The 13,198-nt window shown below is 69.6% G+C and carries 15 protein-coding genes; 8 read left to right on the top strand and 7 right to left on the bottom strand.

All coding sequences use genetic code 11. The annotated features are described in order from the left end of the window. Positions 1-189: 189 nt before the first annotated feature. The 4 genes from rpsF (at position 190) to rplI (ending at position 1,876) form a co-directional block, all read left to right on the top strand. Positions 190-480, top strand: coding sequence for a 30S ribosomal protein S6 (gene rpsF, locus ACQP1N_RS34110; RefSeq protein WP_067793484.1), 291 nt, complete (start codon positions 190-192; stop codon positions 478-480). Between the two features lie 37 nt (positions 481-517). Beyond that, complete coding sequence (locus ACQP1N_RS34105) at positions 518-1,093, top strand: single-stranded DNA-binding protein (RefSeq protein WP_433228389.1); 576 nt, start codon at positions 518-520, stop codon at positions 1,091-1,093. Positions 1,094-1,176: 83 nt separating this feature from the next. After that, positions 1,177-1,413 (top strand): 30S ribosomal protein S18, encoded by a 237-nt coding sequence (gene rpsR / locus ACQP1N_RS34100; RefSeq protein WP_026403973.1) that lies wholly within the window; start codon positions 1,177-1,179, stop codon positions 1,411-1,413. Between the two features lie 16 nt (positions 1,414-1,429). Beyond that, positions 1,430-1,876, top strand: a complete 447-nt coding sequence (rplI, locus tag ACQP1N_RS34095; RefSeq protein WP_067793486.1) for a 50S ribosomal protein L9 — start codon at positions 1,430-1,432, stop codon at positions 1,874-1,876. Between the two features lie 87 nt (positions 1,877-1,963). Here rplI and ACQP1N_RS34090 read toward each other — a convergent pair whose 3' ends face one another. The 3 genes from ACQP1N_RS34090 to ACQP1N_RS34080 form a co-directional block, all read right to left on the bottom strand. Then, complete coding sequence (locus tag ACQP1N_RS34090; RefSeq protein WP_433228386.1) at positions 1,964-2,311, bottom strand: VOC family protein; 348 nt, start codon at positions 2,309-2,311, stop codon at positions 1,964-1,966. Between the two features lie 90 nt (positions 2,312-2,401). Next, the gene (locus tag ACQP1N_RS34085) at positions 2,402-2,590 is read right to left on the bottom strand and encodes a hypothetical protein (RefSeq protein WP_052357975.1); all 189 of its coding nucleotides are present in this window, start codon (positions 2,588-2,590) and stop codon (positions 2,402-2,404) included. Positions 2,591-2,644: 54 nt separating this feature from the next. Beyond that, complete coding sequence (locus tag ACQP1N_RS34080; protein WP_067793488.1) at positions 2,645-3,970, bottom strand: MATE family efflux transporter; 1,326 nt, start codon at positions 3,968-3,970, stop codon at positions 2,645-2,647. A gap of 338 nt (positions 3,971-4,308) precedes the next feature. Here ACQP1N_RS34080 and ACQP1N_RS34075 point away from each other — a divergent pair, with 338 nt between their 5' ends. Continuing rightward, the gene (locus ACQP1N_RS34075) at positions 4,309-8,193 is read left to right on the top strand and encodes a replicative DNA helicase (RefSeq protein ID WP_433228384.1); all 3,885 of its coding nucleotides are present in this window, start codon (positions 4,309-4,311) and stop codon (positions 8,191-8,193) included. A gap of 12 nt (positions 8,194-8,205) precedes the next feature. Here ACQP1N_RS34075 and ACQP1N_RS34070 read toward each other — a convergent pair whose 3' ends face one another. After that, positions 8,206-8,796: a PadR family transcriptional regulator gene (locus ACQP1N_RS34070; RefSeq protein ID WP_433228383.1), complete on the bottom strand. Its 591-nt coding sequence runs from the start codon at positions 8,794-8,796 to the stop codon at positions 8,206-8,208. Between the two features lie 145 nt (positions 8,797-8,941). On the opposite strand from ACQP1N_RS34070, the gene ACQP1N_RS34065 reads away from it, so the two are divergent. Then, positions 8,942-9,346 (top strand): nuclear transport factor 2 family protein, encoded by a 405-nt coding sequence (locus ACQP1N_RS34065; RefSeq protein ID WP_067793491.1) that lies wholly within the window; start codon positions 8,942-8,944, stop codon positions 9,344-9,346. Between the two features lie 89 nt (positions 9,347-9,435). Here the strand turns inward: ACQP1N_RS34065 and ACQP1N_RS34060 are convergent, their stop codons facing one another. Both ACQP1N_RS34060 and ACQP1N_RS34055 read right to left on the bottom strand, forming a co-directional pair. Then, positions 9,436-9,906: a GNAT family N-acetyltransferase gene (locus ACQP1N_RS34060; RefSeq protein ID WP_433228382.1), complete on the bottom strand. Its 471-nt coding sequence runs from the start codon at positions 9,904-9,906 to the stop codon at positions 9,436-9,438. Between the two features lie 51 nt (positions 9,907-9,957). Next, positions 9,958-10,413 carry a MarR family winged helix-turn-helix transcriptional regulator gene (locus ACQP1N_RS34055; protein ID WP_433228380.1) on the bottom strand — a complete coding sequence of 152 codons (456 nt, stop codon included), beginning with the start codon at positions 10,411-10,413 and terminating at the stop codon, positions 9,958-9,960. Positions 10,414-10,501: 88 nt separating this feature from the next. On the opposite strand from ACQP1N_RS34055, the gene ACQP1N_RS34050 reads away from it, so the two are divergent. Next, positions 10,502-10,894, top strand: coding sequence for a nuclear transport factor 2 family protein (locus ACQP1N_RS34050; protein ID WP_433228378.1), 393 nt, complete (start codon positions 10,502-10,504; stop codon positions 10,892-10,894). After that, positions 10,887-12,011, top strand: a complete 1,125-nt coding sequence (locus ACQP1N_RS34045; RefSeq protein WP_433228376.1) for an epoxide hydrolase family protein — start codon at positions 10,887-10,889, stop codon at positions 12,009-12,011. The genes ACQP1N_RS34050 and ACQP1N_RS34045 overlap by 8 nt, the downstream gene beginning before the upstream one ends. Here the strand turns inward: ACQP1N_RS34045 and ACQP1N_RS34040 are convergent. Further along, positions 11,998-13,161: a 50S ribosomal protein L11 methyltransferase gene (locus ACQP1N_RS34040; protein WP_433228374.1), complete on the bottom strand. Its 1,164-nt coding sequence runs from the start codon at positions 13,159-13,161 to the stop codon at positions 11,998-12,000. The two genes, ACQP1N_RS34045 and ACQP1N_RS34040, sit on opposite strands and share 14 nt — an antisense overlap. Positions 13,162-13,198: the final 37 nt, after the last annotated feature.

Raw genomic sequence — 13,198 nt, 5'->3', positions numbered from 1 at the left:
GTCCGGTCCGGGAACCGGCACGGGATCGTTCGCGTGGGCGACCCCCACACCCTCGACTGTTGGTAGCCTGTACCGGTCCCGCGGCAGGTCCGCCCGGCAATCCGGGCCGGTGCCGCCGCGGGAGACGCAAGAGCCCTCCTGTCACGGAGAGACCGTGACCGCATCAGTCCAGAGGAGGTAGGGACCAGCATGCGTCGTTACGAACTCATGACCATTCTCGACCCCGCCATCGACGAGCGCACCGCGAACGCCGCGCTCGACCCGTTCCTGAAGGTCGTCAAGGACGGCGGCGGCAGCGTGGAGAAGGTCGACGTCTGGGGCCGCCGGCGCCTGGCGTACGACATCCAGAAGAAGTCCGAAGGCATCTACGCGGTGATCGACCTGTCGGCCGAGCCTGCCACGGTCAAGGAGCTCGACCGGCAGCTCAACCTGAGCGAGTCGATCCTCCGTACCAAGGTCATCCGCCCCGAGGTCCACTGAGCCAGGCTCAGCCCTCACAGCAGCCGGAGCGAGCCCCATGGCAGGCGACACCGTAATCACGATCGTCGGGAACCTCGTCGAGGACCCGAATCTGCGCTTCACCCCGAGCGGCCAGGCGGTCGCGTCGTTCCGCCTCGCCTCGACCCCGCGGTTCTTCGACCGCCAGTCGGGCGATTGGAAGGACGGCGAAGCCCTGTTCCTGACCTGCAACGTCTGGCGGCAGGCCGCCGAGAACGTCGCCGAGACCCTGCAGCGCGGTATGCGGGTCATCGTGCAGGGACGCCTCAAGCAGCGGTCGTACGAGACCCGCGAGGGTGAGAAGCGCACCGTCTTCGAGATCGAGGTCGACGAGGTCGGCCCGTCGCTGCGCAATGCGACCGCCAAGGTCAACAAGACCCAGCGGCAGGGCGGCGGTTTCGGCGGCGGTGGTCAGGACGGCGGCTTCGGCGGCGGCGGCCAGCAGGGCGGCGGCTTCGGAGGCGGCGGCGGCCAGCAGCAGGGCGGCGGCGGCTTCGGCGGCGGCGGCCAGCAGCAGGGCAACGCCCCGTCCGACCCCTGGGCCACCGGCGGCGGTGGTGGCGGCGGCGGATACTCCGACGACCCGCCGTTCTAGCTCCGTCGCTCCGGCGCGACCACGGCAACACCCAGTACACGTCCATTCCCGCGTGAGCGGGGCTCTCCCAAAGGAGCACCACGATGGCGAAGCCACCTCCCCGCAAGCCCAAGAAGAAGGTTTGCGTTTTCTGCCAGGAGAAGATCTCCTACGTCGACTACAAGGACACGGTCCTGCTGCGGAAGTTCATCTCCGACCGCGGCAAGATCCGTGCCCGTCGGGTGACCGGCAACTGCACCCAGCACCAGCGGGACGTCGCCACGGCGATCAAGAACGCCCGCGAGATGGCGCTGCTGCCGTACACCAGCACCGCGCGCTGAGGCAGGAGGAACGATCATGAAGCTCATCCTGACCCAGCAGGTCTCCGGGCTCGGCGAGCCCGGTGACGTCATCGAGGTCCGCGACGGCTACGGCCGCAACTACCTCATCCCCCGCGGGTTCGCGATCAAGTGGACCCGGGGCGCCGAGAAGGAGATCGACTCCATCAAGAAGGCGCGTTCGGCCCGCGAGATCGCGACCGTCGAGCACGCCAAGGAGGTCGCCGACCGGCTCGGCGGGCTGCGCGTCACGCTGCGCACCCGGACCGGCAGCAACGGCCGCCTGTTCGGCGCCGTGACCGCCGCCGACATCGCCGAGGCGGTCCGTGCCGCCAACGGCCCCGACCTGGACCGCCGCCGCATCGAGATCGGCAACCCGATCAAGACCGTCGGCACCCACCGGGTCAGCGTCCGGCTGCACAGCGACGTCAACGCCACGATCGACATCAACGTCGTCGAGGCCTGACACCACGTCCGGCCGAACGGCCCCCGAGCCCACCCGGGCCCGGGGGCCGTTCCGCGTCCCGGCACCGTCCTCGTGGCGCCGGAGGCGTCAGCGGTGGCCCAGAACGTTGACCACGCGGCCGTTGGGGTCGCGGACGAAGAACCGCCGTACGCCCCACTCCTCGTCCTGCAGGGGGTGAACGATCTCCGCGCCGCTGTCCCGCATGACCGCGTAAGCCGCATCCACGTCGTCGACCTCGATGCTCATATCGGGGGTGAGCGGGGCGGTTTTGTCGCCGGTCATCACGCTGACCTGGGCCACCGGATTGGCCGGGGAGGCGAGCGTCATGATCCAGCCGAGATTCATGACTTCTTCGAGGCCCAGCAGGCCATAGAACTCCCGGCTCTCCTTCGTGGCCGCTGACTGGATGATGGGCATGACACGGCGAACGGCCATTGACGACTCCCGATGGGAACGGGCACGGATCCGGGACCGTCCAGGGGTACTACGCCCCGTCCGTCGCCGCACGCACTTTCGCGACCCGGCTCAGGTCTCCGGGGTCGTGTACCGGGTGCGGCGGCGGGCGATCTCGGGGTCGATGCCCTCGACCAGCGACCAGATGCCCGCCACCCGTTCCACCAGGGTCTCCGGGGGCAGCCCGGCCAGGCCCTCGGCCGCCAGGTCGTCGATCGCCTGCGTCAGCCGGGCCATCCGCTCGCCGTGTGTGGAACACATGTTCGAATCGTAGCGGCTGTGGCCCCCGGTGCAGGTGCGAAACGCCGAATCCGGCTAGCGGCCGGCGCCGGTGACCATCCACCGGTCGCCGCGGGCGCGCAGGCCCAGGGTGAACATGCGGGTCAGCATCCACAGGCCGATCGCGACCCAGAGCCCGGTCAGGCCCGCGTCCGCCCGGTAGAGGACGATGGCCGCGGGCAGGAAGACGACCGTGGCGATCAGCGTCGTCACCGCCAGGTACGGGCCGTCCCCGGCGCCGATCAGGATGCCGTCCAGGACGAACACCACTCCCGCGACCGGTTGCAGCACCGCGACCAGGAGCAGCGAGGCGAAGAGCAGGCGCCGGACGTCGCCGTCCGAGGTGAACAGCGCGGGCAGCCAGGGACGCACCACGAGGATGATCAGCCCGAACGCGACACCGCAGCCGATGCCCCACCCCACCATCCGGCGCGTGACGGCGCGCGTCCCGGAGACGTCGGACGCGCCCAGGTAGCGTCCGGTGATGGCCTGGCCGGCGATCGCGATGGCGTCGAGCGCGAACGCCAGGAGCGTCCACACCTGGAAGCCGACCTGGTACGCGGCTATCTCCGGGTCGCCCATCCGGGCGGCGATCGACGTCCCCACGATGAGGACGATGCGGAGCGCCGCCGTCCGGACCAGAAGGCCGAAGCCCGCCGTGGCGGACGCCCTCAGCCCGGCCACGTCGGGACGGACCGGAGCCCCGTGGCGCCGCGCCGCGCGCAGGACGACCACCGCGTAGACGGCCGCGCTGCCCGTCTGGGCGAGGACGGTGCCCCAGGCCGAGCCGGCGATCCCCCAGCCCAGGGCGAGCACGAACACGGCGTTGAGCAGGAGGTTCGCCGAGAACCCGCCGAGGGACACGGCGAGCGGCGTGCGCGTGTCCTGCAGGCCGCGAAGCACGCCGGTGCCGGCCAGCACGACCAGCATCGACGGAATCCCGAACAGGCTCACCCGGAGATAGGTCTCGGCGTACGGGGCCACGGCCGGGGACGCGCCGAACGCGTCCACGATCCCCGGGACCAGCGGCCAGCCGGCCGCGACCAGCACCGCCCCGATGGCGAGCGCGAGCCACATGCCGTCGATGCCCTGCCGGATCGCCGCCCGCAGATCTCCGGCGCCGATCTGCCGCGCGACCCCGGCGGTCGTCCCGTAGGCGAGGAAGACGCACAGGTAGACGAGGGTGCTCAGGGCCTGGCCCGCGACCCCGAGACCGCCCAGCGGCGCGGTGCCGAGATGCCCGACGATCGCCGAGTCCGACAGCAGGAACAGGGGTTCGGCGACGAGCGCGCCGAAGGCCGGCACGGCCAGGCGCAGGATCTCGCGGTCATGCGCGGTCGCGAGCCGCCGGGGGGTCGTCACCGCGCCGAGGCTACCAGCCCGTAACTGACGTAAATAGATCAGTCCTTACAGTGCGGTGGCCGGCCGACTTTCTTTCCCACACAGCCGGTGGACGACGTTCTCGCAGTTCAATGCGGTGGCTCGTGGCTCGTCCATAGGAAATCCACAAAGTTGTCCACAGGTCGTGCACAACCTGTCCGGCGTGTCTGCACAGGCAGTCCACAGGTTTGTCCACAGGCGGCTTTGCTCTCGGCCGCACGGGCTCGCGAGAATGTCCGACGCGTCAGATAGACGTGTGATGAACGATCGGCGATGAGGCGGGCGGGGCCGCCGACGGCCGGGATGAGGGGGGTGCGACGGTGAGCGTGGCCGAGATCGGACCACCGGAGCATGAGTTCGAGCGCACCCCACCGCATGACATCTCGGCGGAACAGGGCGTGCTCGGCGGCATGCTCCTCTCCCAGGACGCCATCGCCGAGGTCGTCGAGTTGCTGCGCACCCCGGACTTCTACCGTCCCGCGCACCAGATCATCTACGACGTCGTCCTCGACCTGTACGGGCGCGGCGACCCCGCCGACGCCGTCACGGTCGCCGGCGAACTCACCAAGAACGGCCAGATCGCCCGCATCGGCGGCGCCCCCTACCTGCACACCCTGATCTCCCTGGTGCCGACCGCGGCCAACGCGGGGTACTACGCGAAGATCGTCCACGAGCGCGCGATCCTGCGCCGCCTGGTCGAGACGGGGACCCGCATCGTCCAGATGGGCTACGCCGCCGACGGTGCCGACGCCGACGAGGTCCTCGACCGCGCCCAGGCCGAGGTCTTCGCGATCGCCGAGAAGCGCGCCGGTGAGGACTACGTCGCGCTGTCGGAGATCATGCCCGGCGCCCTGGACGAGATCGAGGCCATCGGCAGCCGCGGCGGCCAGATGGTCGGCTGCCCCACCGGCTTCGCCGACCTCGACGCCCTGACCAACGGTCTCCACCCCGGCCAGATGATCGTGGTGGCGGCAAGACCGGCCATGGGCAAAGCGGTCAAATTGGACACACCGCTACCGACCCCGACCGGTTGGACGACCATGGGCGAGGTCGAGGTGGGAGACCGCCTGATCGGTGCCGACGGCAGGCCGACCCGCGTCGTCGCCGCCACCGAGGTGATGCGCGACCGGCCCTGCTACGAGATCGAATTCTCCGGCGGCGAGGTCATCGTCGCCGACGCCCAGCACCAGTGGCGCACCACGACAGGGACGGTCCACCGGCACGGCGAGGCCGGCGGGGGCGGCTCCGAGAACCGGGCCGCGCTCCGCACCCGCACGAGCGCGGGGCGGCGCGGCAAGACCGGGGCACTCCCCGGACGCTTTCCGGTGATGGCGGACGAGGCGCCGCGCTCTTCCGATGTGCTGCCGGGGAAGCCCGTCCGGCGACCGCACGGGCACTCCACCCGAACCGGCGTCGGGGCAGTGGTCTCGGCCGGCACGGACAGAAGGACTCCGGGCGGGTCGCCTGAGCCGCAAGGTCCGGCGGCCCGGCGCCATGAGGGGGCCGCACCGCTCGCTGGTCTTCCCCGGATCCGGACGACCGAGGAGATCTTCGCGACGCTTCGGCACGAGGGGCGCCCCGTCCATGCGGTGGAGGTCGCCGCCGCCTTCGACCTCCCCGAGGCCGATCTCCCCGTCGACCCCTATGTCCTGGGGGTGTGGCTCGGCGCGGGAGACACCGGGGACGCGCGCATCACCTGCCTCGACGGCATGATCATCGCCCAGGTCGAGGCGGCGGGGCAGCGGGTCGACCCGGAGCCGGTCCCCGGCTGCCACCTGCTGCCCGGAATCCGGGGTCACCTGCGCTCCCTCGCCCTGCTGGACGGAAAACACGTCCCGACGCGGTATCTGCGGGCGTCCAGGGCCCAGCGGCGGGCGCTGCTGGCCGGGCTGCTCGATGTCCGCGGTCACGTGTCCGCGGACGGACGCGTCGATCTCGCCTTCTCCTCCGCACGGTTCGCCGGGGGGGTGCACGAACTCCTCCTCAGCCTCGGCCATCGCGCCGAGCTGACGACCGGCCGGGCGGAGCCGGGCGAACGGGTGCACGAGATCGGCTTCACGCCTGCCGAGACGGTGTTCCGGCTGCCGCGCAAGGCGGCCCGGCAGCGCACGGACGTCCCCGCGGAACCGCAGGTCCGGTACATCGTGGACGTGCGGCCGGTCGAGAGCGTGCCGGTGCGGTGCGTCCAGGTCGACAACGACGACCACATGTACCTGGCGGGGCGCTCCTGCATCCCGACGCACAACTCGACGCTCGCGCTCGACTTCGCCCGTGCCGCGTCCATCAAGCACGGCCTGACCTCGGCGTTCTTCAGCCTGGAGATGGGCCGCAACGAGATCACGATGCGCCTGCTGTCGGCCGAGGCGCGGGTGGCGCTGCACGCGATGCGGTCCGGCACCATGCAGGACGAGGACTGGACCCGCCTCGCCCGGCGGATGAGCGAGGTCGCCGAGGCCCCGCTCTTCATCGATGACTCACCGAACATGTCGATGATGGAGATCCGCGCGAAGTGCCGGCGCCTCAAGCAGCAGCATGACCTGCGCCTCGTCATCATCGACTACCTGCAGCTGATGACCTCGGGAAAGCGCGTGGAGAGCCGCCAGGTCGAGGTCTCGGAGTTCTCCCGGTCGCTGAAGCTCCTCGCCAAGGAACTGGGCGTCCCGGTCATCGCGCTGTCGCAGCTCAACCGAGGTCCCGAGCAGCGGACGGACAAGAAACCCATGGTGTCCGACCTCCGCGAATCGGGATGCGTCACGGCTGCCACCCGGATCATGCGTGCGGACACCAATGAGGAGGTCACGATCGGTGAACTCGTGGCCCGCGGTGCGCACGACGTTCCCGTGTGGGCGCTCGATGAGCGCTTGAAGTATGTACCGCGAACGATGACGCACGCCTTTTCCAGCGGGCGTAAGGAGGTCTTCCGCGTCAGGCTGGCTTCCGGCAAGGAGATCGAGGCCACCGCGAACCACCCGTTCCTGACCTGTCACGGCTGGAAGCCGCTCGGAGAGCTGGCGCCCGGCTCCCGCGTCGCCGTGTCCAGGCATGTGCCGCCGCCACTGGAGCCCAAGGCATGGCCCGAGATGCGCGTGATCTTGCTGGCCCACCTGATCGGTGGCGGATCTTTCGGCAAGGGCCGGCCGATCCGGTACGCGAGTGAGGACGAGGCGTGCCTGCGGGCGGTCATCGAGGCGGCCGGGCACTTCGGTGTCACCGCTGTTCGAGACGGAGATGCGGACGCGCGGGTCACCACGCTGCGTTTGCCGGGCCCCGGCGGCCCGCCGCATAACCGCCCGAACCCGGTCGCCGAGTGGCTCGATGACCTGGGGCTCCTCGGAACGCGTTCGCACGAGAAGTTCGTGCCGGCGCCGGTGTTCGGCCTTCCCAAGGAGCAGGTCGCCCTCTTCATCCGGCATCTGTGGGCCACCGGCGGGCGCGTGCACGGGGACGCTGAGCGTGGGCGGTACGACGTCCACTACGCGTCCGCGAGCAGACGGCTCGTGGACGACGTTTCCGTGCTGCTGCTGCGGTTCGGAATTCCGTCCAGCGTCAAGAGCGTCACCAAGGACGCCCGTCGTTGCGAATACCGGCTCCACATCCACGGCGCGGAGAACCAGCTCGCGTTCTTCGAATCCGTCCGTGTGCATGGGGCACGCGGCGCCCTGGCCGCGGCCGCCGCCGAGAATCTCCGTGGTGTTCGGTCGAATACCAACCGCGAGACCGTTTCCCACGAGGTGTGGGACGACGTCCGGCGGATCCTCGCCGAGGGCCGGACGCCGCATCGGGAGCTCTCGGCCCCGATCGGTGCTCGGTCCGGTGGCGGTGTCCTCTCACAGCGTGCGCCTGATCGTGAGCGTCTTGGCCGGGTGGCGACGGTGCTGGACGGTGCCGAGCTGGAGCTGCTGTGCACCAACGACGTGTTGTGGGATGAGATAGCCGAGATCGAAAGCATCGGGCGGCAAGAGGTTTATGACGCCACCGTGCTGGGGCTCCATAATTTCGTGGCGAACGGGATTACCCTGCACAACTCGATCGAGCAGGACGCGGACATGGTGATCCTGCTGCACCGCGAGGACGCCTACGAGAAGGAGTCGCCGCGCGCCGGCGAGGCCGACCTGATCGTCGCCAAGCACCGCAACGGCCCGACCGCGACCGTCACGGTCGCCTTCCAGGGCCATTACAGCCGCTTCGTCGACATGGCTCAGTAGCGGCGTCCGGTGCTAGGGCTTGGCCGATCTGGTCACCTGCTGGGGCCGGGATTCGGTGCGGTCGGTGAGGATGGCCAGGGTCTGCCGGCACCAGCGGAGGTTTTCGCGTTCGAACGCCAGGCCGCGCATCAGGGTCAGGTAGGGGCCGATGCGGTCGGCGGTGGCGAGGTACCCGTCCTCGGTGCGGCCGTCCAGGAAGCGGGCACGGAGACGTTCGAAGCGGGCGATCTTGGATTCGGCCCAGGCCATGCGTTCGCGGATGGCGTTCATGACGGCCTCGGCGTCGCCCGCGTCGATCGCCTGGACCTGGACCATCAGTTCTTCGCGGATCGCGCCGGGGCGTGGCGGGGTGGCGGTGAAGTCGTACAGGGCGCGGCGGCCGGCGTCGGTGAGGGAGAACAGGCGTTTGTTGGGGCGGCGCTCCTGCTGGACGACGCGTGCCTCGATGAGGCCCTCGTCCGACATCTTGTCCAGTTCCCGGTAGAGCTGTTGCGGGGTGGCCATCCAGAAGTTGGCGGCTCCGGCGTCGAAGCTCTTGGACAGGTCGTAACCGGATGCCTCGCCCTCCAGGAGCGTGGCCAGAACCGCGTGCCGCAACGACATGGCCCGAGCCTAGCGGCAGCCATGGACGACTCTGCCGCTGGTCAACTATGTGATGAGCGTCATGCGACCGGTATCTGGACGGGCCCTCCGGACGTGATTAGCGTCCCTCGCACCTAGTCAACAAATTGAGTATGGGGGTGGGTGCATGTACCCGTTCCGACAGGCGGCCGAGGCCGGGGACATGGCGACGATCGAGGGGCTGCTGGCGGACAACGTGGTGTTCACCAGTCCGGTGGCGTTCAAGCCGTATGAGGGGAAGGCGATCACGGCGGCGATCCTGCGGGGCGTGATGCGGGTGTTCCAGGACTTCCGCTATGTCCGGGAGATCGTCAGCGCGGACGGCCGCGACCACGCGCTGATGTTCCAGACGACGGTGAACGGTCGCCAACTGCACGGATGCGACTTCCTGCACATTGACGAGAACGGACTGATCGACGACCTCACCGTCATGGTGCGGCCCTTGTCGGCCGCCAACGCGCTCGCCGAGGCGATGGGCGCGCAGTTCGACCGGATCGAGCGTGAGGCGCTGGCCGCACGGACGCGGGAATAGCGGCCGTCGGCCGGAGACGGGTGGCCCGGAGCGGATGCGCGGAAAGCGCCGTCTCCGAGCCACTCGAATGTGGCCGGTATGGCTTCCGGTTACTGGACGGCTGGACGCTCGTAGATCAGTTCGCGGCCGTCTTGCTCGTCCCATTGTTCCCCGACGTGGGTGAAGCCGTATCCGGCGATCGTCGCCAATGAGGCCGCGTTCTCGGGACTGATCGCCGCGCGAACGGTCGTGACGTACGGTTCCGCCGCGGCCCGGTCGAGAAGCGCGGAGAGCATCGCTTTCGCATAACCTTTGCGGCGGTGCGCGGGATCGACCGAGTAGGCGACTTCCACCGTGCCGTTCTGGGGCGCTCCGTGGAAACCGGCATGCCCGACGACGTGGCCTTCGGGGACCGCGACGACGGCTCGGACGATCCATGCGGCATGGGACGGATCGCGGGCGAGCTGGGTGAGGCGGAAACGCCAGAGCCATTTCGCTTCGTCGGTCGTGAAGTACTCGGTGAGCGGAATCCCGGCGGCTTTTCCGGTGCGCTCAAGATCTCCGTCCACCAGGGCGTTCATTGCGGCCGGAGGTAGTTCGACAAGGCGAATCGCAGGTGACATCGGGTGTTTTTACCAGCTTTTCTCGTGGTGGTCGGCCAGGCGGGTCAGCAGGCCGATGAGCTGTTCGCGTTCCTCCGGTGAGAGGGGGGCGAGAAAGCCGTCCTGAATGCCGGCCAGGACCTTGTCCAGTTCCCGGAGATGGCGGGAGCCCTCCGCGGTGAGCGTGACGATGTTGCGCCGCCGGTCGGACGGGTCGGGGGAGCGGCCGATCAGCTTCTTGGCGGCGAGTTCGTTGAGGGCGGCGACGACGTCGCTGCGGTCGATGCCCGTGTGGCGGCCCAGGGCGGCCTGGCTGGACGGGCCGTACTCGTCGAGGGCGGCGAGCAGCCGGTAGTGGTACCCGCGGGCGCCCGCCGCGGCGAAACCGTCGGCGACCAGCCGGCGGCTGTGCGCGGACACCAGGTTGATCAGCCAGCTGGGGGCGCGCCGGAGTCGGCTGGGTGTCCGGGCGTCGGCCGTCATCATGCCGTCCAGTCTACGGGCTTGTTGGCCGGACCAACAATGACCTAGTGTTGGGGGAACCAATGTTGGTCATGCCAATGAATGGAGCGTGATGGACGACCGTCAACAGCTGTCCGTACTGGTCAGCCGGCTCGGGCTGTGGCTGGACGAGCAGAGTTCGGACACGAGCCTCTTCACCGAGGACGCGGAGGCGCACACCCTCGGCGGTGTCGCCAAGGGCGTCGGCGCCCTCGTCGAACAGGCGCGCCGCAACCACACGGTGCCGACCCAGCACTTCGTCACCAATCCGCTCATCGACGTGGACGGTGACCAGGCCGCGATCAGCGCGAACCTCCTTGTCGTGTTCGCGCACGAAACCGGGCCGCATCTGCTGGGCGAGCGCTACGAACTCAGGGCCGTCCGGACGCCGGACGGCTGGCGCCTATCGCGGGTTCAGGTCCGTCCGATCTGGGAGATGACACATGACCGGGATGCACATGTCTGAGATCGCGCCCTTCCGCCTGGACGTTCCCCAGGCCGGCCTCGACGACCTCGCCGCCCGGCTGGACCGCACCCGCTGGCCGGACGAGCCGCCCGGCGCCGGCTGGGACTACGGAATCCCGCTCGCCCGCGTCAGGGAACTGGCCGCACGCTGGCGGACGGCCTACGACTGGCGGGCGCAGGAGGCGCGGATCAACGCGTTCCCGCAGTTCACGACGGAGATCGACGGGACGGAGGTCCATTTCGTCCATGTGCGGTCGCCGGAGCCCGACGCGCTGCCGCTGATCATCACCCATGGCTGGCCCAGCACGATCGCCGACTTCCTGGACGTGATCGGCCCGCTCACCGACCCCCGCGCGCACGGCGGCGACCCGGCGGACGCGTTCCACGTGGTGATCCCGTCGCTGCCCGGCTTCCCGCTGTCCGGCCCGGCGCGCGAGACCGGATGGGATGTGAACCGCATCGCACGCGCCTGGGCCACGCTGATGGAACGGCTCGGCTATGAACGGTACGGCGCGCAAGGCGGTGACTGGGGCTGGCCCATATCGAACGTGCTCGCCACCGTGGCCAAGGAACGGGTCGTAGGCGTCCACCTGAACTACATGGGGTCGCCTCCAGGAGATGACGACGGTCTCGCAGAAGACGATGTGGAGAGGCTCCGGGACCAGAAGGCTTATCTGGCCCACCCGGCCGGCTACTGGCAGATGCAGTCGACGCGTCCCCAGACCGTCGCGTACGGACTGACCGATTCCCCCGTCGGCCAGCTCGCCTGGCTCGCAGACAAGATCATTGAGTGGACCGACCCCGCGAGCGGCGTCGATGACGACCGCGTGCTCACGACCGTGACGCTCTACTGGCTCACCGGCACGGCCGGTTCCTCGTCCAGGCTGCACAGGGAGAATGCCGCGCGGGGCGGTCCTCCCGTTCCGTGTTCCGTTCCGCTGGGCGTGGCGGTGTTCGCGCACGATCTGGTCCGGCCGGTGAGGCGTCTCGTAGAGCGCGTGTACGACGTCGTCCACTGGACGGAGTTCGATCGTGGTGGCCACTTCCCCGCCGTTGAGGCACCGGACCCGCTCACCGATGACGTCCGTGCGTTCTTCCGGCGCGTTAGGGGGACGTGAGGTCGTCCGAAGAGGCGGGTGGGGTTCGTCTTAGGCGCCAGAGGGAGGTCGTTTCGGCGGAGCGGGCCGCGTAGAGGGGGTCGTCGGGGTCGGCGGCGCGGGGGTGGACCGGCTTGGTGTCGAGCTTGCCCACGACCTGCAGGGCGGACGATTCGATCATTGTGCGGAGGTCGGCGCGGGTGCGAAGACCGAGGTGTTCGGCCAGGTCCGACAGGATCAGCCAGCCTTCACCGTCCGGTTCCAGATGATCGGCGAGGCCGCCGAGGAAGCCGCGGAGCATCCGTCCGCCCGGATCGTAGACGGCGTGTTCGAGAGGGGAACTCGGTTTGGCCGGCACCCAGGGCGGGTTGCACACGATGAGGTCGGCCCGTCCGCTGGGGAACAGGTCGGCCTGGACGACCTCTACCTGCTCCGCCACGTCCAGCCGGTTAATGTTCTCCCGGGCACAGGAAAGCGCGCGCGGGTCCAGGTCAGTGGCGACGACGCGCTCCACACCGCGACGGGCCAGGACCGCCGCCAGGACACCTGTGCCGGTTCCGATGTCGAACGCCGTCTTCGTCGGGGGAAGCGGCGCCTCGGCGACCAGGTCCACATACTCCCCTCGGACCGGCGAGAAGACCCCGTAATGCGGATGTATCCGGTCGCCGCCCAGGGCGGAGATGGGGACGCCCTTCTCACGCCACTCGTGGGCGCCGATCAGTCCGAGCAGTTCGCGCAGTGAGGTGACGTAGGGCTGATCGCCCGGCCCATAGGCCTCCGTACAGGCGTCCTGGACGGCAGGTGCACGGCGTAGCGGAATCACGTGCCCCGAGTCGAACGGTATGAGCAGCATGGCGAGCGTCCGCGCGCGCTGGGCCCGTGCCTGACGGTGAAGGTGGAAAGCCTGTACCTGGGAAGGCTCCGGCAGTTTGCGCTTCCGCCGGCGTGGCGGACGGTCGATCCTGCGCGCCATCGCCGTGAGGAGCTGCCGCGCGTTCTGGAAGTCGCCGCGCCACAGCAGCGCGGTGCCCTCGCAGGCCAGCCGGTAGGCGTCGGCCGCGCGGGTCTCGTCGTCGGCGATCACCACGCGGCGGGGCGGGGGCGCGCCGCTTTCCGACCGCCAGCGGGCACGATGGTCCCGGCTGTCCTCCCGCCAGGAGATCTCGTCCACACAGAGTACGGTATCGGCGTGCACCTACCTGGACCAT

This window comes from Actinomadura formosensis (assembly GCF_050948385.1).
Classification (GTDB): domain Bacteria; phylum Actinomycetota; class Actinomycetes; order Streptosporangiales; family Streptosporangiaceae; genus Spirillospora; species Spirillospora formosensis.
The sequence above is the reverse complement of the archived record's forward strand: the minus strand, read 5'-3'. Positions and strand labels throughout refer to the sequence as shown.

Excerpts from the sequence above, each read along its gene's own strand:
- rpsR (WP_026403973.1), top strand. The coding sequence starts at position 1,177 with ATGGCGAAGCCACCTCCCCGCAAGCCCAAGAAGAAGGTTTGCGTTTTC.
- ACQP1N_RS34065 (WP_067793491.1), top strand. The coding sequence starts at position 8,942 with ATGTACCCGTTCCGACAGGCGGCCGAGGCCGGGGACATGGCGACGATC.
- rpsF (WP_067793484.1), top strand. The coding sequence starts at position 190 with ATGCGTCGTTACGAACTCATGACCATTCTCGACCCCGCCATCGACGAG.
- ACQP1N_RS34060 (WP_433228382.1), bottom strand. The coding sequence starts at position 9,906 with ATGAACGCCCTGGTGGACGGAGATCTTGAGCGCACCGGAAAAGCCGCC.
- ACQP1N_RS34105 (WP_433228389.1), top strand. The coding sequence starts at position 518 with ATGGCAGGCGACACCGTAATCACGATCGTCGGGAACCTCGTCGAGGAC.
- ACQP1N_RS34050 (WP_433228378.1), top strand. The coding sequence starts at position 10,502 with ATGGACGACCGTCAACAGCTGTCCGTACTGGTCAGCCGGCTCGGGCTG.
- rplI (WP_067793486.1), top strand. The coding sequence starts at position 1,430 with ATGAAGCTCATCCTGACCCAGCAGGTCTCCGGGCTCGGCGAGCCCGGT.
- ACQP1N_RS34070 (WP_433228383.1), bottom strand. The coding sequence starts at position 8,796 with ATGTCGTTGCGGCACGCGGTTCTGGCCACGCTCCTGGAGGGCGAGGCA.
- ACQP1N_RS34045 (WP_433228376.1), top strand. The coding sequence starts at position 10,887 with ATGTCTGAGATCGCGCCCTTCCGCCTGGACGTTCCCCAGGCCGGCCTC.
- ACQP1N_RS34085 (WP_052357975.1), bottom strand. The coding sequence starts at position 2,590 with ATGTGTTCCACACACGGCGAGCGGATGGCCCGGCTGACGCAGGCGATC.
- ACQP1N_RS34055 (WP_433228380.1), bottom strand. The coding sequence starts at position 10,413 with ATGATGACGGCCGACGCCCGGACACCCAGCCGACTCCGGCGCGCCCCC.
- ACQP1N_RS34090 (WP_433228386.1), bottom strand. The coding sequence starts at position 2,311 with ATGGCCGTTCGCCGTGTCATGCCCATCATCCAGTCAGCGGCCACGAAG.